Source organism: Pectinatus cerevisiiphilus (assembly GCF_004341685.1).
GTDB lineage: Bacteria > Bacillota > Negativicutes > Selenomonadales > Selenomonadaceae > Pectinatus > Pectinatus cerevisiiphilus.
In genome coordinates this window covers 1-25231 of sequence record NZ_SMAA01000021.1, presented here as the reverse complement: position 1 = coordinate 25231, position 25231 = coordinate 1, and the positions used below count along the sequence as shown (strand labels likewise).

Here is a 25231-nt window from a genome sequence, read left to right as displayed (position 1 = left end):
GGCACCCACTAATATTATTGCATCAGAAAAGTATACCATAGGCACTAGCTGAAAGGAACAGTCAGCACCTATGGTATATAATAAGGACAATATTTTTTATCCGAACCGGTAGAACAAGTCTTTACCGGTATTGTCACGACCCAAGAATGAATCATATATAAATTATAATTGCTATTTTTTCTTTTGGGGTACGGTCGGCGGTGCAGCTTGCGGTTTTTCTATCTGATCATCATTTAAGCTGCCCTTAGCATTATGGACCACTTGTAAAATATCACTGAGATTGGTGATCAGATGGTCAAATACCTGATTTGCATAGTTCATGGAATCCTTTTTTAAATCGTCTGTATGTTCAATCGTTTTATCCATAATTTCTTTGGCTTGTATACGCGCTTGATTGACAATTTCACTTTCTGTAGTCATTCTTGTGCCGTAATCCTTCGCCTGTTCAACGATTTTTGTTGCTTCCGTTCTCGCGTCATCAAGAATCTTTTCTTTATTATGGATTACATCTTCCGCACTTTTGATTGTTTGCGGTAATTCCTTACGTAAGCCGTCAATAAGACGCATAAGGTCATCTTCTTTAATAATGCACTTATTGGTAAAGACAAGACGCTGGGCATCAACTACTAAGTTTTCTAATTCATCAAGTAGTTCATTAATTGTCATTTGAATTTCTACCTCCACTGATAGTTTAGTAAATAATTTCTGCCTGATCGACTCTGGTGCCTGCTGGTTCAATTACTACAGCAGAATTACCCGAATTTTGCTTTTACCGCCTTTTCCACGCAACGGGGAACGAGTCCCTTGATATCACCGTGAAAGTTCACTAGTTCGCGGATAGCTGAAGAACTGACATATGAGTATTGGTGCTCGCTCATCAGGTAGACTGATTCTACCTGCGGTGCCATTCGTTTCAACATCAGCATCTGTGACGTTTCATAGAAAAAATCATTTTGGTCGCGCAATCCACGAACAACGATATCAGCATTTTTCGCCGTTACATAATCAGCTAAAAGGCCGTCAAAGGAATCAATAGTTATATTTTTGATATGGGCAGTCGATGATCGCAGCAATTCCAAACGTTCCTGTATTGGTAAAAAAGAATCCTTCCTTATATTGTTAAATACCGCCACAATAACCTGATCAAAAATTTTGGCGGTGCGCTCGAAAATATTTATATGCCCGTTAGTCACGGGATCAAAGCTGCCAGGACATAAAGCTGTTGTCAAAATATCTCCCCCTCAGATATACGCTCAGCCATATATTTATAAATATTTATCTTTGTGGTTGCTCCATAGGTTTGCTCACGCAATAGCGTAAAACCCGTTTTTGACGCATCAAGGACTTCGTCTGCACCGGTTTCGGCGATAAACAAGCCACCACCTTTTAATATTGAACCATCAACTGCATTAAGCAATTTCTGACACAGGCCGAAATGATAAGGCGGATCACAAAAAATTACATCAAACAGACGGTTTTCCCCGCTCAATTTTCTAAGCAGGGTAAACGCATCACCACGGCGTATGTCCGCTTTATCAGCCAGATGCGTATGCCGGGCATTATCACCAATAATTTTAATACTATCAGCGTCTTTATCAACGAAAACAGCATTTTCAGCACCACGGCTGAGAGCCTCAAGTCCTAAAGAACCACTGCCCGCAAAAACATCCAGTACCGTTTTCCCCTGTACTTCGGCACGTAGGATGTTAAACAGCGATTCTTTTATTCTGTCCGCTGTCGGCCGCGTATTAGTTCCTTTCGGTGCTCTGAGCTTTGTACCGCGTGCACTGCCGGTTATTATTCTCATGGTTCACCTTTAATTACCTTATTTCTTAATTATATAGTATACCAGAAAACACAAACTAATGCCAAAATTATTTGCCCAGAAGCTGCCGCTTGAAAACGGCATATTTTCTCGTATAATAAGGCCCGTTTTGTGCCTCCCGCTGATCAAAACCATAGGCTCTGCGGCTGACTGCCATTATCGGCGGTGCTTGGATTCTTTTGGCTACTGCCATCCCCGAGAAAAGGTTCCACCAACGCTCCAGATCAGCAATAAATTCTGCCGCCGTGGCAAAATATTTTTTTACAAGTCCGGGCGCGCAGCCTATTTTCTCTTCCAGCACCCCGTCGCTATACCAAGTGAGAATATCCTCCGGTGTTGCTTTATCCCACCGTTCCACAAAGGCACGGAACAAATAATCATGGTACGGATACTTCAGCGGATCGCCCTTTCCTTCATCAACATTTTGGTTGGCAGAAAGTTCCGCGCTCGGAACTATATCAATGACAGCCTGGGGTATGACTTCTTTTTGGTAAACGACCTTATTAATATAATGTACCAGTCCATAAATCTGATATTTCCACAAATCGGCCAAGGCTGCCAGGAATCCCGCCTGGTCACCGTATAAAGTTGAATAGCCGACAGTCGTTTCCGCTTTGTTGGCATTGCAGGTAAAACCAGCGCCTATAGCTGCGGCCAATCCGGCCAGCACTCTGGCGGAACGGTCACGCGCCTGGATGTTTTCCGCTGTGAACGAAGATATTTTTATTCTTTCCGGTACGTTTGCCGACGCATGGTATATTTTTATACTGGTAAATTGTTTAATCGTATAGTCGACTGATTCCTGAATAGGCACTACAGCATAAGCGCAACCAAGATTTTCTGCCATGTCACGGGCGAGGTCTTTCGTCGTAGACGAATTATATACACTTGGCATGTTGACCAACAGGACATTTTCCGGCCCGATGGTCTTGCTATAAAGGGCTGCCGCAACAGCCGAATCGATACCACCAGAAATACCAATGACTACTTTTCGCATATGTATTTTTTGCAGAAATTTACTGATTCCATAGACTAAAGCCTTATAAATACAGGCGATATCATCTTTTTCTATATCGCTGGCAAGATCTTGAACCGCCCTTTGTTTTAAAGGAAAGTTAATATATTGGTTTATTTCCTGATAGGGCATTGCATAAGCGGCAATAGAACCATCCGCAGCATAAACAGTACTTGAACCATCAAATGTATATACGGTTTTCCCGTTGTTTTGGATGCCCACTTTATTGACATAAACGATAGGTACATTATTTACCTTGGCATGGCGGGAAAAGATGCGATGGCGTTTGTTATTTTTTCCTAATGTATAAGGCGATGCCGATATATTGAAAATAATATCCGGTTTTTTCCCTGCGCACAGTATATCTATCGGTGATAAAGGGTAATCATCATTCCAGCCGTCTTCACATAGGACACAGCCGATGGAAAACAATTTTCCTTTTATATTTAAAGTAAATGGTTTGATCAAATCACGCACGTCTTTTCTCAGTTCTGTTGCCAGCATGGTAGTACTGCAAAAATAGCGTGAGTCATCAAACTCCCTGTAATTTGGATGCAGCGTCTTTATGGTAAAAGGGTAAACAGCATTTTCTGCTGACAAAAGCTGCTTGTTTTGTGCTACGAAAAGGGCGTTGTATTTGCGTTCACGGCCGTCACGGTTCTTTTTCTGCCAATCTATAGCTATGTTGCCAAAAATAACAACAATACCGTCAGCTGCTTCAATAAGTTCCCTGCCGCAGTCTTCGCAATCCCGCAAAAAGGACGACGAATCCCATGTGTCACCTATAAAGTATCCTGGTACAGCCATTTCTGGAAAAACAATAATATCAGCATTATTTTTTTTTGCTTCCTCAATAAGGGAAAGCATCTTTGCCAGATTCACGCTTGGCTGTCCCGCTTCCACTTCTAGTTGGCAAGAACAAATCTTTATCATAAACAAACCCGCCTTTTCTGTATGCAGCAAAACTTCTCTGCAAAAAAGAACATTATTTTCTTCTAATTATATAATTAACCTATAATTAACAAAACGGTAATAGATCAAATACAATTTCCATCTTGTTTTTCTAATTAACCCCAAACCAATATTAAAATATCATGAAATATCTCTATTGACAAGCAAAATATCTTCTTAATCTTCAAACATTAGAAAAATTTACAGCTTTTTTTCCCGTAGGCGGTTTACTAATTGACGCATTATGTAGTAAACTTAATTAGTTATGAATTTATTTGTAGGTGATTTATTTGCTAATGAACAAAATGCTTTATGTAATAAAAAAAGATTTGAATGCTCTTGAAAAGGGTCTTTCCCAGCAAGTATACTCAGATGTAGCATTAATAACAGAAATTAGCCGGCATCTCATCGAATCCGGCGGCAAAAGGCTGCGTCCTGCACTGTATTTTTTAGCAGCGCACAGCCACAGTCACTACGATATAGATTATGTGCTCCCTATGGCTATCACCATTGAACTCATCCATATGGCTTCGCTTGTGCATGATGATGTTCTCGACAATGCTTCTATTAGAAGGGGTACTGCCACAGCCAATGCCAAATGGGGAAATAATATTTCCATATTGAGCGGCGATTTTTTATTCTCCCGTGCCTTTGGTTTAGTGGCCGACAAAGATTACGACAGACGTATCCTGATGCGCCTCTCAAATGTCATCTGTGGGCTCAGTGAAGGAGAAATCCACCAGAATGACAAGCATTACAAGCTGCGCTCGGAGGAGGAATATTATACAGCTATCTCTAAAAAAACGGCAGATTTTATAGCTGCAAGCTGTGAAATCGGCGGCATTATAGCTGAACTGCCCAAAAGCGCAACAGATAAGCTCTATACTTACGGACGGTGTCTGGGAATGGCTTTCCAGATAACGGACGATATCCTTGACCTTACCTCTAATGACAAAAAAATAGGCAAACCGGCAGGTAATGACATCTTGCAGGGAATTATAACGTTGCCTGTCATCAGGGCTGTCCAGACAAGCCCTGACAGTGAAGAACTGGCTAAGATCATTATGGACAGCACGCTTAATCCCCAGATGGTAAAGCGAGCTGTAGATATCACAAGGGAAAGTGATGGTCTTGATTATGCCCGTAAAAAAGTTTATGATTATCTCGACGAGGCCAGACAGGCACTTCCTGACGGTCTACCACCCACAATAAGAAAATCTTTCATTGAAGTGGCAGATTTTGTTGGCAAACGTGATTTTTAAAAATAACTGTGATATAATACAATTGAATTTATAATTAAGCTGTATTATATAAATTTTATTTATGTTTTTTGACAATAATCGCCTGTACGTTCTTCTGTATGGGTAGTTGGTTCTATTTATACCGGTAATTATGAGGTTACAGTATTTTAGGTTAAAAGGAGCGATGAAAATGTTTGGTATTGGTGTTCCAGAACTTATCGTTATTTTGATCATTGGATTGGTTTTATTTGGCCCGGGAAAATTACCGGAGGTAGGCCGTGCAGTAGGTAAAAGCATCAACGAACTGAAAAAGGCCACAGCGGGAATCAGCGATACTACCACAGTCCAGCAGACTCCTCCTGCAGCCAAGCCTGAAGCACAGGCACCTGCACAAAATGTACAGACTGCTGAAACGAAAACAGCAGAAACAAAAATAGCGGATAAATAACTAAAAAGCGTCTTTGCTATTGGAAGGCGCTTTTTAGTATGTCTTTGCCGTGACGCAGCACAAACTGCGACAGTATTTTTTATACTATTGATGATTTTAGGAGGATAAGGATGTTTGATATAGGTGTACCAGAGCTGTTGCTTATTCTTGTCATTGGGCTTGTGTTTTTCGGACCGGGAAAGCTGCCAGAGTTAGGAAGAGCCATCGGTAAAAGTCTCAAGGAATTCAAAAATGCCACAGAGGAAAACAATAAACCGGCAGGCACTAAAAATACGGCTGATACTGAACAAAAAATTATTGATGTAAAAGAAGAACAGAAAAAATGAGCGACATTATGCAAGAAAAAACTCCTGCTGATTTAACCACGGTCAAACCTTCAGTACCGACCCAAGCTGCTGAAGAAAAACCGGAAGGGAACATGACCCTGATAGAGCATCTTGAAGAGCTGCGCAAAAGAATTATCAGGAGTCTGATTGCTGTTTGCATAGGCAGTGGCATCTGCTATTTTTTTATTGAAGATATTATGCACTTTTTAGTGCTTCCAGCCGGAAAACTTTATTATATGCAGCCGACTGAAGCTTTTTTTACTTATATAAAAGTTGCTATTTTCTCCGGCTTTTTATTGTCACTGCCAATCGTCCTTTACCAAATATGGTGCTTTGTTCTGCCGGCATTGACGATAAAGGAACGCAAAGTATTGGTCATCGTCGTGCCTGCTTCTTTCTTTCTTTTTTTCGGCGGGCTGCTCTTTTCTTTTTTTCTTGTACTGCCAGCCGCTGTAAAGTTTTTTATTGGCTTTGGCACAGACAATCTGATGCCGCTCTTTTCTGTTGGTAAATATTTTGACTTTGTCATTTCCTTTGTACTTCCTTTTGGCGCGGTTTTTGAGCTCCCCCTTATTGTTGTCATTTTAGCTAAGATTGGCTTTGTCACTTCAAAATTTCTTATACGGAAATGGCGGCTAGTCACTTTTCTGGCATTTGTAATTGCGGCCGTAATCTCACCTACACCGGATATTTTTACGCAGTGCACGATAGCACTGCCGATGATCGTTTTATATTTTTCGAGTTATTTAATTGTACGGTTTGCTTTAAGAAAATAAATAGAAATTATCTTATATTATTATGAAAAGAGGTTATATAATGGCATTTGCCGATTTGCGCGAGTTTATCGCTGAACTTGAAAAGCGTAATCTATTAAAAAGAATACAAACTCCTGTCGACTGCTATCTGGAAATAACGGAAATTACAGATCGTGTCTGCAAAATGGATGGCAATAAAAATGTTGCCCTGCTTTTTGAAAATGTTAAGGGCTACGATATACCTGTACTCATAAATGCTTTTGGCTCCATGGAACGTATGGCGATAGCACTTGGAGTGGAAAAGCTTGAGGACGTTCCCGATGAGCTTCGTGAAATATTAAAACTGCCGTATATATCACTCCAGAAAAAGATGGATCTTATCCATATCATTCCACTGGCTAAAAGGGCTATAAATTTCCCTAAATATGTAAGAAGGGCTCCCTGTAAGGATGTCATTATTAAGGACAATCCGTCACTTGATAAGTTTCCTATCCTGACCTGCTGGCCGCAGGACGGCGGCCCTTTCATTACCTTGCCGCTCGTTTTTACCAAGAATCCTGTAACCGGCAAAAGAAATGTCGGCATGTACCGTCTGCAAAAATATAATGGCACTACCACAGGTATGCATTGGCATATCCATAAGAACGGTGCCGAAAATTTTCGGGAAAACAAGCGTTTGGGACATGACAGGTTAGAAGCGGCGGTTGCCATCGGTACCGATCCGGTGCTCACCTATGCAGCTACGGCCCCGTTACCGCGTGATGTGGATGAAATGGTCTTTGCTGGTTTTCTACGCAAAAAATCTGTTGAAATGGTAAAATGCGAAACGGTTGACATAGAAGTTCCCGCTACAAGCGAAATCGTCCTCGAAGGTTATGTAAATACTAGTGAATTCCACCGTGAAGGCCCTTTTGGTGACCATACCGGCTATTATTCATTGGCTGACGATTATCCCGTATTTCATATAACCTGTATTACGCATCGTAAAAATCCTATTTATGCTGCTACTATAGTTGGTAAACCGCCTATGGAGGACTGTTATATCGCCAAGGCTACGGAACGGATATTTTTACCGCTCATGCAACAAATGCTGCCGGAAATAGTAGATATCAACTGCCCGTTGGAAGGTGTCTTCCATAATTGTATGATGATATCTATCAAAAAGACTTATCCACAGCAAGCAAAAAAAGTCATGCAGGCTATCTGGGGCATGGGACAGGCAATGTTTACCAAAATGATCATTATCGTTGATGCCCATGTCAATGTACAAGACCAAAAAGAAGTCTGGTGGCGTGTATATAATAATATTGATGCCAAACAAGATCTTGTCATGGTCGACGGCCCGCTCGATGTCCTTGACCATTCTTCCCCAATGCCTAAATGGGGAACCAAGATAGGTATTGATGCCACAAAAACCTGGCCGGAAGAAGGACATACCCGTGAATGGCCTGATGAAATCACCATGAGTGCTGACATCAAAGATATGGTTGATAAAAAATGGAAGGATCTTGGTCTTGAATAAGATATCTGCCCATATTAATAATATTGCCTTGCACCATATGGTATTTGCCCTTCCCTTTGCCTATATGGGTACCTTTCTGGCAGCACAGGGACTACCGTCGTTGCATGACTTTATTTTTATCACATTGGCGATGATAGGTGCAAGAAGCTCCGCTATGGTTCTCGACAATCTCATAGACTTGAAATATGACCGGCTGCAACCGCGGCTGGCCAACAGGCCTATGGTAAAAGGTGCGGTCAAACCGGCAGAAGTATTGTTACTGCTGCTTATCTGCATGGTGCTTTTTATTTTCTCTGCCCTGCAGCTTGCCCCTATTTGTATTTATCTGACACCATTGGCAATCATCGTTTTGCTTGTCTATCCCTATACAAAACGTTTTACATTTATGTGCCATTTCGTTTTGGGGGCTGCGCTGGCAATGGCACCGATAGGCAGCTACATAGCTATAACCGGTACGCTTTCACTGCCCATCCTACTACTCGGCTTGGGTGTCTGCCTTTGGATAGGTGGTTTTGATGCCATCTACGGCAGCCAAGATGAAGCCTTTGATAGGGCACACGGTCTGCATTCACTTGCTACGCAGTTCACGGCACGCAGGGTATTTTCCATAATTTCTTTTGTCCATGCGGCGAGCATAATCTGTTTTATCCTCGTCGGCCTGCTTTACAATCTGCCTTTTGTTTACTATATTGGCATAGTGATCGCGGTCATAACGCTTATTTACCAGCATTCGATAGTATCTTTCACTGACTATAGCCGTCTTACACAAGTATATTTTATGCGTAACGGCATTGTTTCCATCGTCATTTTTATTTTTACGGCAATCAGTATCCTGCAAAAATATTGAACAGAGCTGTCCCTGCCCAAAGCAAATAAGATAGGCATTATAAATATAATATTGTTAACTATGACTTAAACTATATAAAGGATCTAAATAATTGACCTCAGGAGGTATGTAATGTCCGCTACTATTTTATGGGGAAAAACATACGCTAAAAAACTTAAAGACGAAACAAAAGAAAAGATAGCCGAATTTACCGAAAAGACAGGTATAACCCCCGGATTGGCAGTAATTATAGTTGGTGAAGACCCTGCCTCGCAAGTATATGTCCGCAACAAACATACAACCTGCGCGGAAATGGGAATCAATTCACAGGTGATCGAGCTTGTACCGACCATAAGCAAAGATGAACTCATAGCTACTATAGAAAACTTAAATAACGACAGCAATATCCATGGCATATTGTTGCAGCTGCCGCTGCCAAAAGCTCTGCACAAATATGAAAATGAACTGCTTTACCGCATAAATCCCCTGAAGGATGTTGACGGTTTCCATCCGGTAAATGCCGGCAGACTGTCTATCGGCGAAAAATGCATGGTACCGTGCACACCGCTCGGTTGTATTAAGATGCTAGAACTGGCGGGAATTTCTTTGGATGGCAAAAATGCAGTCATTATCGGGCGAAGCAATATTGTCGGCAAACCTATGGCTAATCTGCTTTTGGCAAAAAACGCGACTGTAACGGTCTGCCATTCCCACACACGTAACCTACAGCAAATAGCTGCTACAGCTGACATACTGGTGGCGGCAGTGGGAAAACCAAACTTTGTCACGGCTGATATGATAAAGCCAGGCGCAGTAGTAATAGATGTCGGCATCAACCGCATTGCCCCGAAAAAAATAACCGGTGATGTTGATTTTACAACAGTAAAGGAAAAGGCCGGCTTTATAACACCCGTACCAGGCGGTGTAGGCCTTTTAACTATAGCTATGCTCATGCACAATACTCTGGAAGCGGCAATGTTGCAGCAAACGCAGCAGAACCGTTAAGTCAATGCGGTAAAGAATAGAGGAGGTTATTCTATTGAAAACTGATGTGGAAATTGCCCAAGAAACTCAGATGGTACATATACGTGAAATAGCAGCGCAGCTTGATTTGACTGAAGATGATCTGGAGCTATACGGAAAATACAAAGCCAAAATTACCATAGATACATGGCATAAGCTCAAAAACAAAAAGAATGGTAAATTGATCTTAGTTACAGCGATCAATCCTACTCCAGCCGGAGAAGGAAAAACCACTATGAGCATCGGTCTCGGTGATGCACTGCACTCACTGGGCAAAAAGACTGCTTTAGCACTGCGTGAACCTTCACTCGGACCTTGCTTTGGCATAAAAGGCGGTGCTGCCGGCGGCGGCTATGCCCAAGTGGTGCCAATGGAAGATATCAACCTGCATTTTACGGGAGATTTTCACGCTTTAACCTCAGCACACAATCTTCTCGCCGCTGTACTCGACAATCACTTGCAACAGGGTAATGCACTCGATATAGATGTCAGGACAATCACCTGGCGCCGTGTAGTTGACCTAAACGACAGGGCACTACGTAATATCATCTGCGGTTTAGGTGGCAAAGCACATGGTGTGCCGCGGGAAACTGGTTTTGATATCACCGTTGCTTCCGAATTAATGGCTATTTTATGCCTTTCCGATAACTTGCAGGATGCCAAAAAACGTATCGGTAAAATTGTTGTTGCCTATAACCATGCCGGAGAACCCGTCCGCGCGGATGATTTGAACGTCACCGGAGCCTTAGCATTATTGCTCAAGGATGCCATCAAGCCAAACCTAGTACAATCATTGGAAAAAACTCCTGCTTTCATCCATGGCGGTCCGTTCGCCAATATAGCACATGGCTGCAACAGCATCCTAGCCACGAAATATGCCTTGAAACTCGCCGATTATGTGGTTACGGAAGCAGGTTTCGGTGCTGATCTGGGTGCCGAAAAATTCATCAACATAAAATGTCGCGCCGCAGGCTTAAAACCTGACGCAGTGGTAGTGGTAGCCACAATCCGTGCTTTAAAAATGCATGGCGGCCTAGCCAAACAAGAACTTGCCAAACCTGATCTGGCCGCACTCGAAGCCGGCCTAGCAAATCTTAGCAAACATGTAGAAAACATCAAGAACTTTGGTCTGCCTGCTATTGTTGCTATCAACAGATTTCCTGCCGATACAGAAGCGGAAATCCACTTGCTGGAAAACGCCTGCCAAAAACTCGGCGTAGAATTTTCTTTATCTACTGCTTTCACCGACGGAAGTAAAGGCTCTGCCGACCTAGCCCAAAAGGTTATCCGTGCTGCCGACACAAGCTCCACTTTACACTTTACTTATACTGATGAAATGTCCACCAAAGAAAAAATAGCTGCCATCGCTAAAAAAATATACGGAGCAGATGGTGTTAACTATACTCCCGCAGCCGATAAAGCTATTGCCCAAATGGAAAAGATGGGCTTTGCCCGCCTTCCTGTCTGCATGGCTAAAACCCAATATTCACTCAGCGATGATATGCACAAACTGGGTAGGCCAACGGGCTTTAAAATAACTGTCAAAGAAATACGCCTTTCTGCCGGTGCCGGATTTATCGTAGCACTGACCGGTAACATCCTCACGATGCCGGGACTGCCCAAAAAACCAGCCGCAGAAAATATGGATATAGATGTCAATGGTAAAATAACAGGCTTGTTCTAACTGCCGTGTCACCACCGAAACAATTAAATACGAATACTTTAGGAATAACAAAAAGGCCGGACGCCGTATGTCTGGCCTTTTTGTCATATATAATATATACTAATTTTTCTAATATCAATCAATAATAAGTAAGGAGATATCATGCACATACAGCATAACAACTCGCTCAATCTCGTGAAAGCGTTATCTATGGCACTAGAGCTTCTATCTGTAAATTTGTCCTTCCATCATTGGCGTGTTGCTATCATTGCAATGGCAATTGCCGAAGAAATGGAACTGCCACATCATACTTGTGCAACACTTTTGCAGGCAGCATTACTGCATGACATTGGCTCTGTACTATCTAAAAAACCGTGCGCAGACAATATTCACCCAAAGAAAATGCTCGACAAACATTATACGGCGCATGCCTACGATGGCTATGCCTGTCTGAAAAATTTTCATTATTTCAGGAATCTTGCTGACATAATCCTGTATCACCATACTAATTGGCAAGACAGCAAGACAGAAACTAAAATTTCCTTACAATCTAGAATACTGCGGCTGGCAGACTATGTGGAAGTGCATATAGATCCCCAAAAATATATACTGCTGCAAGCCAAGGGCATCATCAAGGACATTAAAGAAAAAAACGGTAGTTTATTTGCACCGGCAGTTGTAAAATCATTTCTGAACATTTCCCACCAAGAAAGCTTTTGGCTTAACATTGCGGATAGGGCTTATGCTGATTTCTTCTTCAAAAAGAATGACTTTTATGGCATGGCCTATCCATATACAGAAACTGACATCATTGACATAGTAAGAACTTTTGCAGCTATCATCGACAGAACAAGCGAGTTTACCTATGACCATTCCTGTAGCGTGTCCAAGATATCTGTATTTCTGGCAAAAAAAAGGGGGTTTTGCACTAAAGAGCTCAAGGAAATAATGATCGCCGGCCTTTTACACGATCTGGGCAAGCTCTCCATTCCCACCGCAGTGCTTGAAAAATCTGGCAAACTCAATGATGCAGAATTCGCCTTGATGCACCAGCATGCCTATTATACTTACTGGATACTGCGGCAGATAGATGGTTTTGAACGGATTGCTGAATGGGCTGCCTATCATCATGAATGCCTTGACGGCTCTGGCTATCCCTTTCGCCTCAAAGCGGACGCATTGTCACTGGGTTCAAGAATAGTAGCCGTAGCCGATATCTTTGTTGCTCTCCGTGAAGACCGTCCTTATCGGCAGGGACTGCCGCAAAAAGAGATATTATGTATAATGAAAAAAATGGCAGAAAGCTTAAAACTGGACAAAAACCTCGTGGGACTGCTGGTGAATAATTATAAGGCCGTTAGTCTCTTGGTAAGCGGCAGCGAAGCCGGTACCGATATACGGTAAAATAGAGCACCATTACAATCTGTAAAAACAGGTTGTAATGGTGCTCTATTTAAATTGCGAACATATCGCAGCATATCTTTCGTCCACATTCAGTGCGAAATAATTTATCATAAACCGATTTTACGGCATGTGCTGATAACGCATCCTCATAACCGTTAACAAGGAAGTCCGACTCTATCAAGATCTGGTAATCCTTCCCATCCACATGGTCATATGTATGGTGGTGGGCAATAAGGTAAATGACACGTTCAATCACATCATTATCTGCTCCCAAAGCTATGAGCATTTCTTTTGCCGGTCTGGGGCCTTCCTGCTCCTGTAATTTTCCGTTGCAATTCCCATATTTTTCTTCAGCCGGTTTAATCCCTATGTCATGCATCAGCGCTGCTACTTCCAGTATAAACTGCTGCCGGGCGGGTAGTCCTTCACTTTTACCAATCAATGCGGCATAAGCATGAACTTTTGTAAAATGCTGGATGCGTTTGGGGTCGCCGCGAAAATATTCTATCATTTTTTGAAAAACCTGTTCTTTAGTCATGTCGGATATTCCCTCCCCTTTGGACATTTTTAAGCAGGAACACGCAGTGCATTTACTGTAATATCCACTTTTTGCACTACCATGCCTGTCATATATTCAATAGTCACCTTTATTTTATGCTGCAATTCTTTCAAAAGAGTAGGTATATGCTTGCCATAAACTAAAATAACTTTAAAGGATAGGCAAATACCCTGGTCTTCATCATCCTTAAAAACATGATAAACATGGAGACCAAATAATTTATAGACGGATTTCCTATTTGAAGTGATCTGCGAAACAATAGACAATATTGTCGAGTCATCAATTATCAACCGCCCATAGTAACTGAAAATAGGCCGCACAATCGATTTTTCTCCCAGCTTGCGGCGCTTGGTACGTGATTTTTTAAAAAAAGATTGAATCGGATCAATTAAAAATCCTGAAAAATGTGGTTTTAACTCAATTGTCGGCACTGGGATAATGTGCTTACCCTCTTTAATACGACAGACATGTGCCTTATGCATTTCTGCTTTTGTGGCAATATCCGCAATATTAATTATCTTGGAGATAGAAGGCAATGACAATATTTTACAAATCTTATAGGCCATATTTTCTGATGTAGCAAGGACAAGAATCCGATGCGGTTTTTCTCTCTCAATTGCAGCTTTTACTTCTTCTGCATGTCCAGGAAGAATAAAAATGGCCCGACGTACAGCCATAATCTTACTAGCTTCCCTTTTCGCCGAATGACCGGCGATAATCTTCCCATCCTTAATTAAAATACCATCATCTATTATCGCATCTGCCTTATTTTCATGAGCAACAATAAGTGCACGATGGCTCTTTCCCGTGCCACTTGGTCCCACTAAAGCAATAACATCCATTCTTTAGCTCCTTAACACACTTTGAAAATTCAACAAGGCAGCAGCATCCACAGCATACTGCTGCAATTAGAAACATTATATAATAAAAAATTTGGTTTATCAATAAAAGAAACTGTCTCCGCGTCTATAAAACACTTCAGCGTGGTTCAACAATAAGCTTGATAGCGGTACGTTCCTCTCCGTCAATCTCAATATCAGTAAAAGCAGGTATGCAGATTAAGTCAATACCGTGAGGTGCAACAAACCCCCGAGCTATAGCGATAGCTTTGACTGCCTGATTGATTGCGCCCGCACCGATGGCCTGCATTTCAGCACTTTTGGTTTCGCGTAAAACTCCGGCTAACGCTCCGGCAACAGAATTGGGATTAGATTTAGCTGATACTTTTAATACTTCCATCATTAGCACACTCCCTATAATATAACTAAACTACAAATATAATTAGGATATTCGCTAAAAAAAACACATTCCCTTTATTTTAAAAAGTACAACGATGTTGCCGAAAGCTGAAGTTCTATTTTTTTATCATGGATATAGTTTTCATTGTAAATAAAAGGCAACTATATACCTGCTTGACTTTGTAATAATATAAGATAAAAACGTTACTGCCTTCTTTTTATTGGTATGCTTCTTTTATTAATATACGTTCTAAATTGACAGCCTTATTCGTTTTATCATCAACCTTCACGGTAAGGGCACTAAAAACGACAGGCCCTTCTGCCGGTTCAAAGCGAACTGGCCGACAGGTCTTGAACCGTTCGATAACAGCCTCCTTTTCCATGCCAATCACAGATACACGCGGGCCGACCATCCCAAGGTCCGTTATATATGCTGTTCCCTGCGGCAGTATTTGTTCATCAGCCGTTTGGACATGCGTATGCGTGCCCACTACACAAGTCACCCGACCGTCCAGATACCAGCCCATAGCAATCTTTTCCGAGGTGGTTTCCGCATGAAAATCCAAAATGATTATGCCGCAATCCCTCGACAGCTTTTTCAGTATCTGATCAGCCTTTTGGAACGGACAATCCATCGGCGGCATAAAAGATCTGCCTGACAAATTCATCACACCTATGTTTTTGGCCTTGAGCGGATAAATACAAAAGCCCTTACCCGGTGCCGGTTCTGGATAATTGGCCGGACGTATTAAAAATGGTTCCTGATCAATAAAATTTATGATTTCTTTTTTATCCCAAATATGGTTTCCTGAGGTTATCACATCTGCCCCAGCTCGATAAAGTTCTTCGAGCGTGCTCTTCGTTATCCCTCTACCGGCAGCAGAATTTTCACCATTTACAATAGCTACATCAATATTCTTTTCCCGCTTGAGGGCTGGTAGATATTTTAATAAGGCTGTGCGTCCTGTACGGCCGCAGATATCACCGACTAATAATATATTCATATATAACTCCATTTCACCGCAGCTATGTGCAGTTTTTTTATTATTTTGCAATATAACAAACGGATACGCCTACAAATTATATTGTAAACATATCCGTTGCCTAAGTCAAAATAATTCAGTTATGCCATAATAAATAAATTCTCAATACTCCATCAAAAACTATTTATTAAATACCAGAACGCGGCCTTCTTCCCACAAGCCGATGATGCGTTCGCTTACATGGTTGAGCTTTACATTGCCCAGCATATGGTCAATAAGCTCTTCTTGTATATCATCGGTATCCTCTTCAGCATCACTGGCATCATCTCTGATGATAGCGTCACCGAAATGCTCGTCCATAAGCTCACTGATGAGCTTAATTTCGTCTTGTGAAACAGTGTCCATGTCACGCCATACATGAAAGAATAAAGTGTTTTCATGTACTTCTGTCTCTGTTCTTATCTTTGCATTTTCTATTTTCTCAAGGTAATGATAAGCTGAAATACTGCTTATCAAAAGCTTTTTGAATTTCTCAAACTTATCGGACAGAACCATATTATCCAGTGTGAACGTAAGCTTAAGTGAATCTGTCTCTGGATCAAAAGTTATTGTACCAATCTCCGGATAACGCAGGAGAATAGATACCAACAAATTCACTCCATCCATATTAACCGCTTTTTCCTGTTTCAATCCCTGCATGCCGCTTCACCACCTTTAGACTATAAGTCATATATATTATAGCAAGGCCATATAATACACGCAATAAAAGAATCAAAAAACAGGCATGCCAAACAAAAAAATTTGGAACATGCCTGCGATTTACATGGTTATATTATTTCGCGTAATCGACTACGCGCGTTTCACGGATAACGGTCACCTTTATCTGTCCTGGGTATTCAAGTTCTCCTTCAACCTTTTTGACAATGTCATGTGCGAGTCCTACAGCAGTAATATCATCTATTTTATCAGGTTTAACCATAATACGGATTTCACGGCCTGCCTGAATGGCAAACGAACGGTCAACACCATCGAACGATTCGGCAATGTCTTCTAAACGCGTAAGTCTCTTAAGATATGATTCCAAGCTTTCACGACGAGCTCCCGGACGTGCTGCCGAGATAGCATCAGCCGCAGCGACAAGAACTGCTTCTACAGTATGCGGTTCTTCATCACCGTGATGTGCCGCAATAGCATTGACTATATTAGGCGATTCACGGTACTTGCGAGCCAGGTCAGCACCTATCGTTACATGTGAACCTTCCACTTCATGGTCGACTGCCTTACCTATATCATGCAGCAATGCTGCCCTCTTAGCCATAGGCACATCCACTCCCAGTTCGGCTGCCATGACTCCTGCCAAATGGGCAACCTCAACAGAATGGTGCAAGACATTTTGCCCGTAGCTTGTACGGTATTTTAGTCTTCCTAATAAACGTATAAGTTCTGGATGAAGTCCATGTACACCGCTGTCGAAGGAGGCTTGTTCGCCAGCTTCCTTAATGCGTTGTTCAACTTCTTTTCTCGCTTTTTCTACCATTTCTTCAATACGCGCCGGATGAATACGTCCATCAGTTATCAATTTTTCCAATGCAATACGGGCAATTTCCCGCCGCACAGGATCAAAACCTGATAAGATAACTGCCTCCGGTGTATCGTCAATGATTAGATCTATTCCTGTAAGGGTTTCTAAAGCACGTATATTTCTTCCTTCACGACCGATAATCCGTCCCTTCATTTCATCATTGGGAAGGGCTACTACAGAAACTGTTGTTTCTGCAACTTGATCAGCAGCACATCGCTGGATCGCTTGGGCAATTATATTCTGAGCTTTTTTCTCGCCTTCGTCTTTCGCCTGTTGTTCATATTCTTTTATCATCAAGGCTTTATCATGCTTTATTGCTGTTTCTGCGTCCGCCAACAGAATGGTCCTGGCTTCATCTAAAGTGAGCCCAGATATACGTTCCAATTCAGCCAGTTGCTTTGCGTGCATGGCATTAACTGTTTCGCGTGTCTTGTCGATCTCGTTCTCCTTGCGGGAAAGAACCGACTCCTTCTTTTCCAGTCCTTCTATTTTACGGTCAAGATTCTCTTCTTTCTGCATCAGGCGACGTTCCTGTCTTTGAAGCTCACTGCGTCTTTCGCGTGTTTCACGTTCAAGTTCCTGACGCAGACGATGAGTTTCCTCTTTAGCTTCGATAATTGATTCCTTTTTCTTCGTTTCAATATCTTTCTGTGTGGAATCAACAATACGTTTAGCTTCAAGTTCTGCAGAACCGATGATTTCTTCAGCTTTTTTCTTACGCATGACATAACCAGCAGCAAAACCAAGAATAATGGCAATAACAGCTGCTAAAATTATCTCAATTATAATTTTCATCCCCCTTTCTTTTTCTTTGCATTTCTTTTAATTTTTTAGAAAAATACAGCATCAATTTACAAGTATTCTGAAATATTACTTGACAGTGATCTGTTAACCACTTCAGGCAAAGACCCTGTACTATGTTCAATTTATTGTCGAAAAATAACATTCCCGTCGATAACCGGTATTTGGGGTGTTTTTCCTCGCATGCAAACCCTTCTGCTGCTGGAACATAAAAACCGGTTATAAATTATATTTATCCGCAACTCAACAGTTTCTCTGGCAATTCATCCTACAACTTACGACACAGCAGGAGCCTTGCCATATTGGTCAAACATACTCTATCACATAATGATTATTTTAAAGGTTTTTACAGATAGTGTCAAGATGGCTGGCAGGCTTATAATCTGGCAAAAGATATTTGTTTTAACAGGGCTTTTCTATTGCTATAAAACTGGCTAATATGATACAATCAATAACAAAAGTTTATTTGAAGTGTAAAAGTGTTCGATAAACGGTTTAAATGAAATATGAGGGTAATAATTATGATTGATGATAATGCCGCTGAAATAACTATTGAAGATATAAAAAATGCTGTAAAAGAATACCAGCCGAACGCTAACCTAACGATCATCCAGGAAGCCTATGATTTGGCATATGCAGCCCATTTTAACCAAAAGAGAGCCTCTGGAGAGCATTACATTATCCATCCCTTGCATGTGGCAGCTATACTTACACAGATGCATATAGATGAAGTTACTATAGCTGCGGCGATCTTACATGATGTTGTTGAGGATACTACCTATACGCTGGAAGAAATGAAAAATAAGTTTGGCGAAGAGGTTGCCCTCCTAATAGACGGCGTTACCAAATTAAATAAAATTCATTTTAAATCGAAGGAAATGCAGCAGTCAGAGAATTACCGCAAAATGTTTTTGGCCATGGCTAAGGACATTCGCGTCATAATGATCAAGCTTGCCGACAGGCTTCATAATATGCGTACACTCAAATACGTATCGGCAGAAAAACAAAAACGGATTGCCAGAGAGACGATCGAAATCTACGCACCGCTGGCTAACCGTCTCGGGATTTCCAACATAAAATGGGAACTGGAAGATCTGTGCTTTCGCTATCTTTATCCGGAAGAATATTATGATCTTGTGGAAAAAGTCCAGCAAAAACGGCAGGAACGGCAGAAATTCATTGACAATTCTATAAAAGAAATGTCCAAAGAAATAAAAGATGCTAATATAAAAGCTGAGATCCAAGGACGTGCCAAACATTTTTACAGCATCTGGCGCAAGATGAAACGCGATAATAAAGACATAAGTGAGATATACGATTTATCCGCTGTACGTGTACTTGTTTCCACTGTGCACGAATGTTATACAGTGCTGGGCTTAATCCATAATATATGGAAGCCTATTCCCGGCAGGTTCAAAGATTATATAGCAATGCCTAAAAGCAACGGCTACCAATCCCTGCATACCACCGTCATAGCAGCCAACGGTTATCCGCTGGAAATACAAATACGGACGTTCCAGATGCATCAGGTTTCAGAATACGGGATAGCCGCACATTGGAAATATAAGGAATCGGGTAAAAGCATTGATGCCAATAATGCGTATGACCAAAAACTTTCCTGGCTGCGCCAGCTTATTTCCCTGCAAAAAGAATTGAGCGATCCTGATGAATACGTGGAAGCCCTCAAGGTCGACATATTTTCTGACGAAGTATTTGTTTTTACTCCAAAGGGAGACGTTATCGGCCTGCCCAAAGGCTCCAATCCCATCGATTTTGCCTACCGCATCCATACTGATATCGGCAATCACTGCGTAGGTGCTACAGTAAATGGTAAAATTGTCCCGCTTGAATATAAATTGCATAACGGTGATATTGTTTCCGTTATAAGTACACCCCAAAACAACGGCCCCAGTCCAGACTGGCTCAATATCGTGGCCTCTTCCGAAACACGCACGAAAATACGCCAATGGTTCAAACGGCAAAAACGTGAAGAAAATATCGACTCGGGAATGGCCCTTGTCGAAAAAGAAATCAAGCATCTCGGCTATGATCCCAAGAAATTACTCAAAGACAACCGGCTTGATATCGTCGCCCAAAAGATGAATATCCAAAACTCCAATGACCTGCTGGCTTCACTCGGCTATGGTGGGATCACCGTAAACGGCGTTATCTCCCGCTTGATTGAGCTTTATAAAAAAGATTTGAAAGACATTACCCCCTCAGACATATCAGAAATGCTGGAGCAGATAAAACCGCAGGGAGAAAAGAAAAAGGGCAGCCATGGTATCTTAGTGGACGGTGAAAGCGGCTTTCTCGTACATTTGTCCCGCTGTTGCAATCCCATCCCCGGTGACCCAATAATCGGCTATATAACAAGAGGACGCGGCGTGTCCATCCACCGTGCCGATTGTCCTAACGTGCTGAACGCGGATAATGATTTATCTCGTGTCGTTGACGTAAGCTGGGATGTAGGCCTTGATAAAACCTATACTGTGACGATAGATATCATCTGCAACGATCATCCAGGTGTCCTCACAGAACTTTTGGCAATCCCTTCTGAATCAAAAATAAACATTCATTCCGTAGCTGCACGGCCTAACAGGAAGAATAAAACCTCCACTATCGCAATGAGTCTAGATGTACGCAGCATGTCCCAGGCAGAGGTTATAATGAGTAAATTCCGGCGCAACAAAGATGTGTTCAGGGTGGCACGTGCATTAGGCAGAATGAAGGAGATGAAAGAGGATTAGAATTATGAAAGTAAAAGTTTTTACAAATGGCTCCTTTGAAGAAAATTGTTATCTTGCTATTGATGAACCCACCGGTGAAGCACTTATCATTGATCCCGGTTCCCAGCCAAAATCAATTATCCAATGGGTCAAAGAAGAAAAATGCAAAGTAAAATATGTAATAAATACACATGGTCACAGCGACCATATTGGTGCAAATACAGAAGTCTGCAATGAATTTGGCGTAAAGCTGGGAATCCATCCACTTGACGCACCGATGCTGACTGATACCAAGTTAAACCTTTCCGCTTATTGGGGAGAACCTATCCTATCCAAGAAGGCTGATTTCTTCTTAAATGAAAACGATATAGTAAAATGCGGTGATAGTGAACTGCGTGTTGTGCATACACCTGGGCACACACCGGGCGGTATCTGCCTAGTCGGTGAAAAAATTATTTTCTCTGGTGACTCCCTTTTTGCTGATTCAATAGGCCGGACTGATTTTCCGGGAGGTTCAACAGCCGCACTCATAAAAAGTCTTAAAGAAAAAATACTACCGCTCGCTGGTTCAATCATAGTGTACCCGGGACATGGCCCCACCACCACTATAGACCATGAAAGAACCTATAATCCTTATTTTTGTTGAGCCTGTCCTATGGAAAACATAACAGTGCATGATAAAAAAGATGCAGAAAAATTGCTTGCAACAGTTGACTGCACCGCAGAAGGAATAGCCATGATGGCTGAAAAAGCTGTTTTTCGCGTCATAAAGCTGCATAAGATCCAAACAAAAGCAGCTAATATTTTAAAACAAACAATGCTCAGCAAGGGCGGTGATGCGGCCGTTTCCCGTCATTGCGCCGATCTGAGCAGGGAATATACAGATGTCATCCTCATGGGCACCCTGAAACAATACCGAGCTGCAATCCCCGTATTGTCAGCCCAGCCTTGGGGGCTCAAACAAATAGCGGCTGATTTAAATAAATTTTTAGCACTATAGTTTTACAGAAAAAACACGTATTTTCTAAAAAAGGAAGGCAATATTATGCAATACAAGGCAGTCATTTTTGATCTTGACGGTACTTTGGTAAACTCGCTGAATGACCTGACTGACAGCGTAAACACTGTACTAAAAGGATACGGTTTTCCTCTCCATCCTCTAGAAAAATACCGTATCATGGTCGGCAACGGCATAAAAAAGCTCGTAGAACGTGCTTTGCCCGCTACTGCCTCTACCGAAACCGTAGAAGAAGCACTGGTAAAGTTTAAAGAGATATACGCTGTTCACCAGTTGGATAAGACAGCACCCTACGCTGGCATAACAGCAATGCTGAACGCACTAAAAGCAAAAAAGATACCACTCGCCGTCTGCACCAATAAACATGATGAAGCAGCAAAAAAAATTATAGCGGCTCTATTTGCCAAAGGAACATTCCAAGAAATTATTGGCGATCTCCCAGGATTGAAACGAAAACCAGATCCGCACAAGGTTCTCATGCTCGCTGCACATATGTCCGTAAAGCCTGAAGAAGTTGCTTATCTAGGCGATTCCTCAGTCGATATGCAGACAGCAGTAAATGCTGGTATGCTGCCAGTAGGTGTCCTTTGGGGGTTCCGCTCAAAAGAAGAACTGCTGGAAAACGGCGCAAAGATCTTACTGGAACGACCTGCTGACCTGCTCAGCAAAGTCGTATTTTATGCAAAATAATATTTTATAAACGGAGTTTTATATTTATAATGAAATCTGTACCAATAAAAAAAGACAGCAACTATACAATAACTATTACAGGACTTGGCAGCAATGGTGAAGGTGTCGGCCGCGTTGACGGGTTTACCGTCTTCGTACCTTATGCCTTACCGGCTGAACAAGCTGAAATACTTGTACATACAATAAAGAAGAATTACGCCATTGGTAAAATAGTCCGCATTATAAAAGCCAGCCCGCAGCGAATAACACCGCGCTGCGGGCTTTACTACGAATGCGGCGGCTGCCAGCTGCAGCATCTTTCCTATGAAGCCCAGCTGGATAGAAAACGCCAGCAGGTAATTGATGCTCTAGAAAGAATCGGTGGACAAAAAAACCTACCTGTACACGCAACCTTAGGCGCGCAAAACCCGTGGAATTACCGCAATAAAATGCAATTTCCTGTCGGCAGGGATAAAAAAAAGATATTAATAGGTTGTTTTGCCCAAGGCAGCCACCAAATAATTGATACGCGCAACTGCTATATCCAAAAAGAATTAAACAACGACATCGTCAATACTGTACGTGATATCGTCCAAAAACTGGGCATTAGTATATATGATGAAGACCGCCATTTAGGAACCTTGCGCCATATAGTCGGACGTGTCGGCAAAGCCGGTGAATGTATGCTCATCTTCGTAACGGCGACAAAAGAACTGCGCCGCAGTAAAGAAATTGTAAGCCTGCTGCGCAAAAAACTGCCTAAGCTTGTCAGCGTACAGCAAAATGTGCAGACCTATCGCAATAATGTAATCATGGGACGCGAAACGAACCTTTTATGGGGCAGGCCTGCCATCAAAGACACCTTGGGAACGCTTACCTTTCATATATCACCGCGTTCCTTCTTTCAGGTAAACACTGCCCAGGCTGAAGTTCTGTACAAAAAGGCATTGGAATATGCCCAGCTTACCGGTAGGGAAACCGTCATTGACGCTTATTGCGGAACAGGTACTATCACTTTATTCCTTGCCCAGAAAGCAAGAAAAGTATATGGCATCGAAATCGTCAAACCAGCCATCATCGATGCACAGAAAAACGCGCGCGATAACCGTATCAAAAATGCAGAATTTATTGTTGGGGATGCCACTACCGTAATGCCCCAGCTTTATAAAAAAGGTATCCGTGCCGATGTCATAGTGGTCGACCCGCCACGTGCCGGCTGCACACCAACAGTGCTGAAAACCTTCGCCAGCATGCGACCTAAACGCATTGTCTACGTTTCCTGTAACCCGGCCTCCCTGGCTCGCGATATCGCCATACTCAACGACGTTGGCTATAAAGCGGAACAGGTGCAGCCTGTGGATATGTTCCCGATGACTAGTCACGTCGAGACGGTTTGTCTGATGACCGCAAAATCTAGTGGTAAAAAGCAATAAACTACACTATATATAGTGTTTGGCGACATTGTCATCAAAATTGCACACTCAACCCGGGTTGATACTATACGTAATTTGTATTTGTGATAAATACATAAATGCTAAAAATATAACATAACGCAGATAGGGCTGAGACCTTCATTTAGATACACCTAGTTTCTAGGCGGCAACCTAGATGTTTTTTTAGGGTTGAAACCTCGGTTTAGATGTGAGCCTTCCAGTATCAGAAATGGGCTGGAGGGCTTTTTTTATATGTTAAGTTTACTTTTGTAATGATATGATATATAATATCGTTACAAAAGTAAACTATGGAGGTGAAGTGTATGTATATGAATCCTAAAATATATAATGAATTAAAACTGCATAATAATATGATTACGACGGCACAGGTTGTGGCCTTGGGATTTTCTAAATCTCTGTTGACGAAATATTTAAAAGGGAATTTACTGGAAAGAAGTAGACATGGTGTATATATTTTAAGCGATACAGTTGAGGATGATATGTATACGCTTAGTTTAAGCTCGCCCCAAATGATTTTTTCACATGATACGGCATTATTCCTAAACGGTTTATCGGACCGGACACCATTTTGCCATTCAGTTACCATTCCTAGTAATAAGACGGTACCGCCATCTATAAAAGATGAATGTAACTTTTACTATATTAAGCCCGATTTGCACCAGTTGGGTGTAATAGAGAAAAAGACAACCTTAGGAAACATTGTTAGATGCTATAACGCTGAACGTACTATTTGTGATATATTACGAAGTAGAAATAGATTAGATGAAGAAACGGTAATCAGTTCCATCAAGAATTATGTTGCTTCTGCAGCCAAGGATTTAAGTTTGTTGGCAATGTATGCAGAGCAGTTTAGAGTCGGTAAAATACTAAAAAATTATATGGAGGTGTTATTGTGAGTTCAAAAGCGATGAGTTTGAAAGGCCGCATTAAAAACTATGCAAGAAGACATAATATCGCAGCACAGGTAGTATTGCAGAATTATATGTTTGAGAGATTTTTGGATAGATTATCATCTTCAGACTATGCTAGTAAATTTGTCATAAAAGGGGGCATGTTAATTGCCTCAATAGTTGGGTTGGATACTAGAGCTACAATGGATCTAGATCCCTGTGTGTTAGCATAGTTGTCAGTGATAGATGAAAGCTTTTGTGTTACTATAGAGAAGTATCACAGAAAGGAGCTCGACACCCATGCAGTAT

26 protein-coding genes are annotated in these 25231 nt (G+C 41.8%); 16 read left to right on the top strand and 10 right to left on the bottom strand.

The genetic code is table 11. The features are described from left to right. Positions 1 to 171 precede the first annotated feature (171 nt). From EDC37_RS11060 to nadE, 4 genes are all read right to left on the bottom strand, one after another. Positions 172 to 666 (bottom strand): ATP synthase subunit B family protein, encoded by a 495-nt coding sequence (locus EDC37_RS11060; protein ID WP_132551317.1) that lies wholly within the window; start codon positions 664 to 666, stop codon positions 172 to 174. An 86-nt stretch (positions 667 to 752) separates the two neighbouring features. Further along, a complete protein-coding gene (gene coaD, locus EDC37_RS11055; RefSeq protein WP_132551315.1) occupies positions 753 to 1229 on the bottom strand; it encodes a pantetheine-phosphate adenylyltransferase in 477 nt (158 codons plus the stop codon). Continuing rightward, positions 1226 to 1807: a 16S rRNA (guanine(966)-N(2))-methyltransferase RsmD gene (rsmD, locus tag EDC37_RS11050; RefSeq protein WP_132551312.1), complete on the bottom strand. Its 582-nt coding sequence runs from the start codon at positions 1805 to 1807 to the stop codon at positions 1226 to 1228. Before rsmD ends, coaD begins: the two co-directional genes overlap by 4 nt. Positions 1808 to 1874: 67 nt before the next feature. Further along, entirely contained in the window at positions 1875 to 3773 is a 1899-nt protein-coding gene (gene nadE / locus EDC37_RS11045) for an NAD(+) synthase (RefSeq protein WP_132551310.1), read from the bottom strand. Between the two features lie 314 nt (positions 3774 to 4087). Here nadE and EDC37_RS11040 point away from each other — a divergent pair, with 314 nt between their 5' ends. From EDC37_RS11040 to EDC37_RS11000, 9 genes are all read left to right on the top strand, one after another. Beyond that, positions 4088 to 5053, top strand: coding sequence for a polyprenyl synthetase family protein (locus EDC37_RS11040; protein WP_330998860.1), 966 nt, complete (start codon positions 4088 to 4090; stop codon positions 5051 to 5053). A gap of 169 nt (positions 5054 to 5222) precedes the next feature. After that, positions 5223 to 5480 carry a twin-arginine translocase TatA/TatE family subunit gene (locus EDC37_RS11035; RefSeq protein ID WP_132551308.1) on the top strand — a complete coding sequence of 86 codons (258 nt, stop codon included), beginning with the start codon at positions 5223 to 5225 and terminating at the stop codon, positions 5478 to 5480. Positions 5481 to 5590: 110 nt separating this feature from the next. Then, positions 5591 to 5806: a twin-arginine translocase TatA/TatE family subunit gene (tatA, locus tag EDC37_RS11030; RefSeq protein ID WP_132551306.1), complete on the top strand. Its 216-nt coding sequence runs from the start codon at positions 5591 to 5593 to the stop codon at positions 5804 to 5806. After that, complete coding sequence (tatC, locus tag EDC37_RS11025) at positions 5803 to 6582, top strand: twin-arginine translocase subunit TatC (protein ID WP_132551304.1); 780 nt, start codon at positions 5803 to 5805, stop codon at positions 6580 to 6582. Before tatA ends, tatC begins: the two co-directional genes overlap by 4 nt. 40 nt (positions 6583 to 6622) lie before the next feature. After that, a complete protein-coding gene (locus EDC37_RS11020; protein WP_132551302.1) occupies positions 6623 to 8083 on the top strand; it encodes a menaquinone biosynthesis decarboxylase in 1461 nt (486 codons plus the stop codon). Then, on the top strand, positions 8076 to 8930 hold the full coding sequence (locus tag EDC37_RS11015; protein ID WP_132551300.1) for a 4-hydroxybenzoate octaprenyltransferase: 855 nt from the start codon (positions 8076 to 8078) through the stop codon (positions 8928 to 8930). The genes EDC37_RS11020 and EDC37_RS11015 overlap by 8 nt, the downstream gene beginning before the upstream one ends. Positions 8931 to 9041: 111 nt before the next feature. Beyond that, positions 9042 to 9914, top strand: a complete 873-nt coding sequence (gene folD / locus EDC37_RS11010; RefSeq protein ID WP_132551298.1) for a bifunctional methylenetetrahydrofolate dehydrogenase/methenyltetrahydrofolate cyclohydrolase FolD — start codon at positions 9042 to 9044, stop codon at positions 9912 to 9914. Between the two features lie 34 nt (positions 9915 to 9948). Continuing rightward, positions 9949 to 11616, top strand: coding sequence for a formate--tetrahydrofolate ligase (locus EDC37_RS11005; protein WP_132551295.1), 1668 nt, complete (start codon positions 9949 to 9951; stop codon positions 11614 to 11616). Between the two features lie 141 nt (positions 11617 to 11757). Beyond that, the gene (locus EDC37_RS11000; protein ID WP_132551293.1) at positions 11758 to 12999 is read left to right on the top strand and encodes an HD domain-containing phosphohydrolase; all 1242 of its coding nucleotides are present in this window, start codon (positions 11758 to 11760) and stop codon (positions 12997 to 12999) included. 49 nt (positions 13000 to 13048) lie between these two features. On the opposite strand, the gene EDC37_RS10995 is transcribed toward EDC37_RS11000, so the two are convergent. From EDC37_RS10995 to rny, 6 genes are all read right to left on the bottom strand, one after another. Next, positions 13049 to 13537 (bottom strand): HD domain-containing protein, encoded by a 489-nt coding sequence (locus EDC37_RS10995; protein WP_132551291.1) that lies wholly within the window; start codon positions 13535 to 13537, stop codon positions 13049 to 13051. A gap of 29 nt (positions 13538 to 13566) precedes the next feature. Beyond that, complete coding sequence (locus EDC37_RS10990) at positions 13567 to 14400, bottom strand: Asp23/Gls24 family envelope stress response protein (protein WP_132551289.1); 834 nt, start codon at positions 14398 to 14400, stop codon at positions 13567 to 13569. Positions 14401 to 14536: 136 nt separating this feature from the next. Then, on the bottom strand, positions 14537 to 14797 hold the full coding sequence (locus EDC37_RS10985) for a stage V sporulation protein S (RefSeq protein WP_132551342.1): 261 nt from the start codon (positions 14795 to 14797) through the stop codon (positions 14537 to 14539). Positions 14798 to 15014: 217 nt separating this feature from the next. Next, entirely contained in the window at positions 15015 to 15800 is a 786-nt protein-coding gene (locus tag EDC37_RS10980; RefSeq protein WP_132551287.1) for a TIGR00282 family metallophosphoesterase, read from the bottom strand. A 159-nt stretch (positions 15801 to 15959) separates the two neighbouring features. After that, positions 15960 to 16478, bottom strand: coding sequence for a hypothetical protein (locus EDC37_RS10975; RefSeq protein WP_132551285.1), 519 nt, complete (start codon positions 16476 to 16478; stop codon positions 15960 to 15962). A gap of 133 nt (positions 16479 to 16611) precedes the next feature. Continuing rightward, the gene (gene rny / locus EDC37_RS10970) at positions 16612 to 18156 is read right to left on the bottom strand and encodes a ribonuclease Y (RefSeq protein ID WP_132551283.1); all 1545 of its coding nucleotides are present in this window, start codon (positions 18154 to 18156) and stop codon (positions 16612 to 16614) included. Between the two features lie 527 nt (positions 18157 to 18683). On the opposite strand from rny, the gene EDC37_RS10965 reads away from it, so the two are divergent. The 7 genes from EDC37_RS10965 to EDC37_RS10935 all read left to right on the top strand — a co-directional run bounded on the left by EDC37_RS10965 (position 18684) and on the right by EDC37_RS10935 (position 25155). Continuing rightward, positions 18684 to 20912, top strand: coding sequence for a RelA/SpoT family protein (locus EDC37_RS10965; RefSeq protein ID WP_132551281.1), 2229 nt, complete (start codon positions 18684 to 18686; stop codon positions 20910 to 20912). A gap of 4 nt (positions 20913 to 20916) precedes the next feature. After that, positions 20917 to 21537, top strand: a complete 621-nt coding sequence (locus tag EDC37_RS10960) for an MBL fold metallo-hydrolase (RefSeq protein ID WP_132551279.1) — start codon at positions 20917 to 20919, stop codon at positions 21535 to 21537. A gap of 9 nt (positions 21538 to 21546) precedes the next feature. Further along, a complete protein-coding gene (locus EDC37_RS10955; RefSeq protein WP_132551277.1) occupies positions 21547 to 21891 on the top strand; it encodes a dihydropteroate synthase in 345 nt (114 codons plus the stop codon). A 45-nt stretch (positions 21892 to 21936) separates the two neighbouring features. Further along, on the top strand, positions 21937 to 22599 hold the full coding sequence (locus EDC37_RS10950; RefSeq protein ID WP_132551275.1) for an HAD family hydrolase: 663 nt from the start codon (positions 21937 to 21939) through the stop codon (positions 22597 to 22599). A gap of 29 nt (positions 22600 to 22628) precedes the next feature. Next, entirely contained in the window at positions 22629 to 24011 is a 1383-nt protein-coding gene (rlmD, locus tag EDC37_RS10945) for a 23S rRNA (uracil(1939)-C(5))-methyltransferase RlmD (RefSeq protein ID WP_132551273.1), read from the top strand. 323 nt (positions 24012 to 24334) lie between these two features. Then, a complete protein-coding gene (locus tag EDC37_RS10940) occupies positions 24335 to 24928 on the top strand; it encodes a type IV toxin-antitoxin system AbiEi family antitoxin domain-containing protein (RefSeq protein WP_196589725.1) in 594 nt (197 codons plus the stop codon). After that, positions 24925 to 25155, top strand: coding sequence for a nucleotidyl transferase AbiEii/AbiGii toxin family protein (locus tag EDC37_RS10935; protein ID WP_132551271.1), 231 nt, complete (start codon positions 24925 to 24927; stop codon positions 25153 to 25155). Before EDC37_RS10940 ends, EDC37_RS10935 begins: the two co-directional genes overlap by 4 nt. The last annotated feature ends 76 nt before the right edge of the window (positions 25156 to 25231 follow it).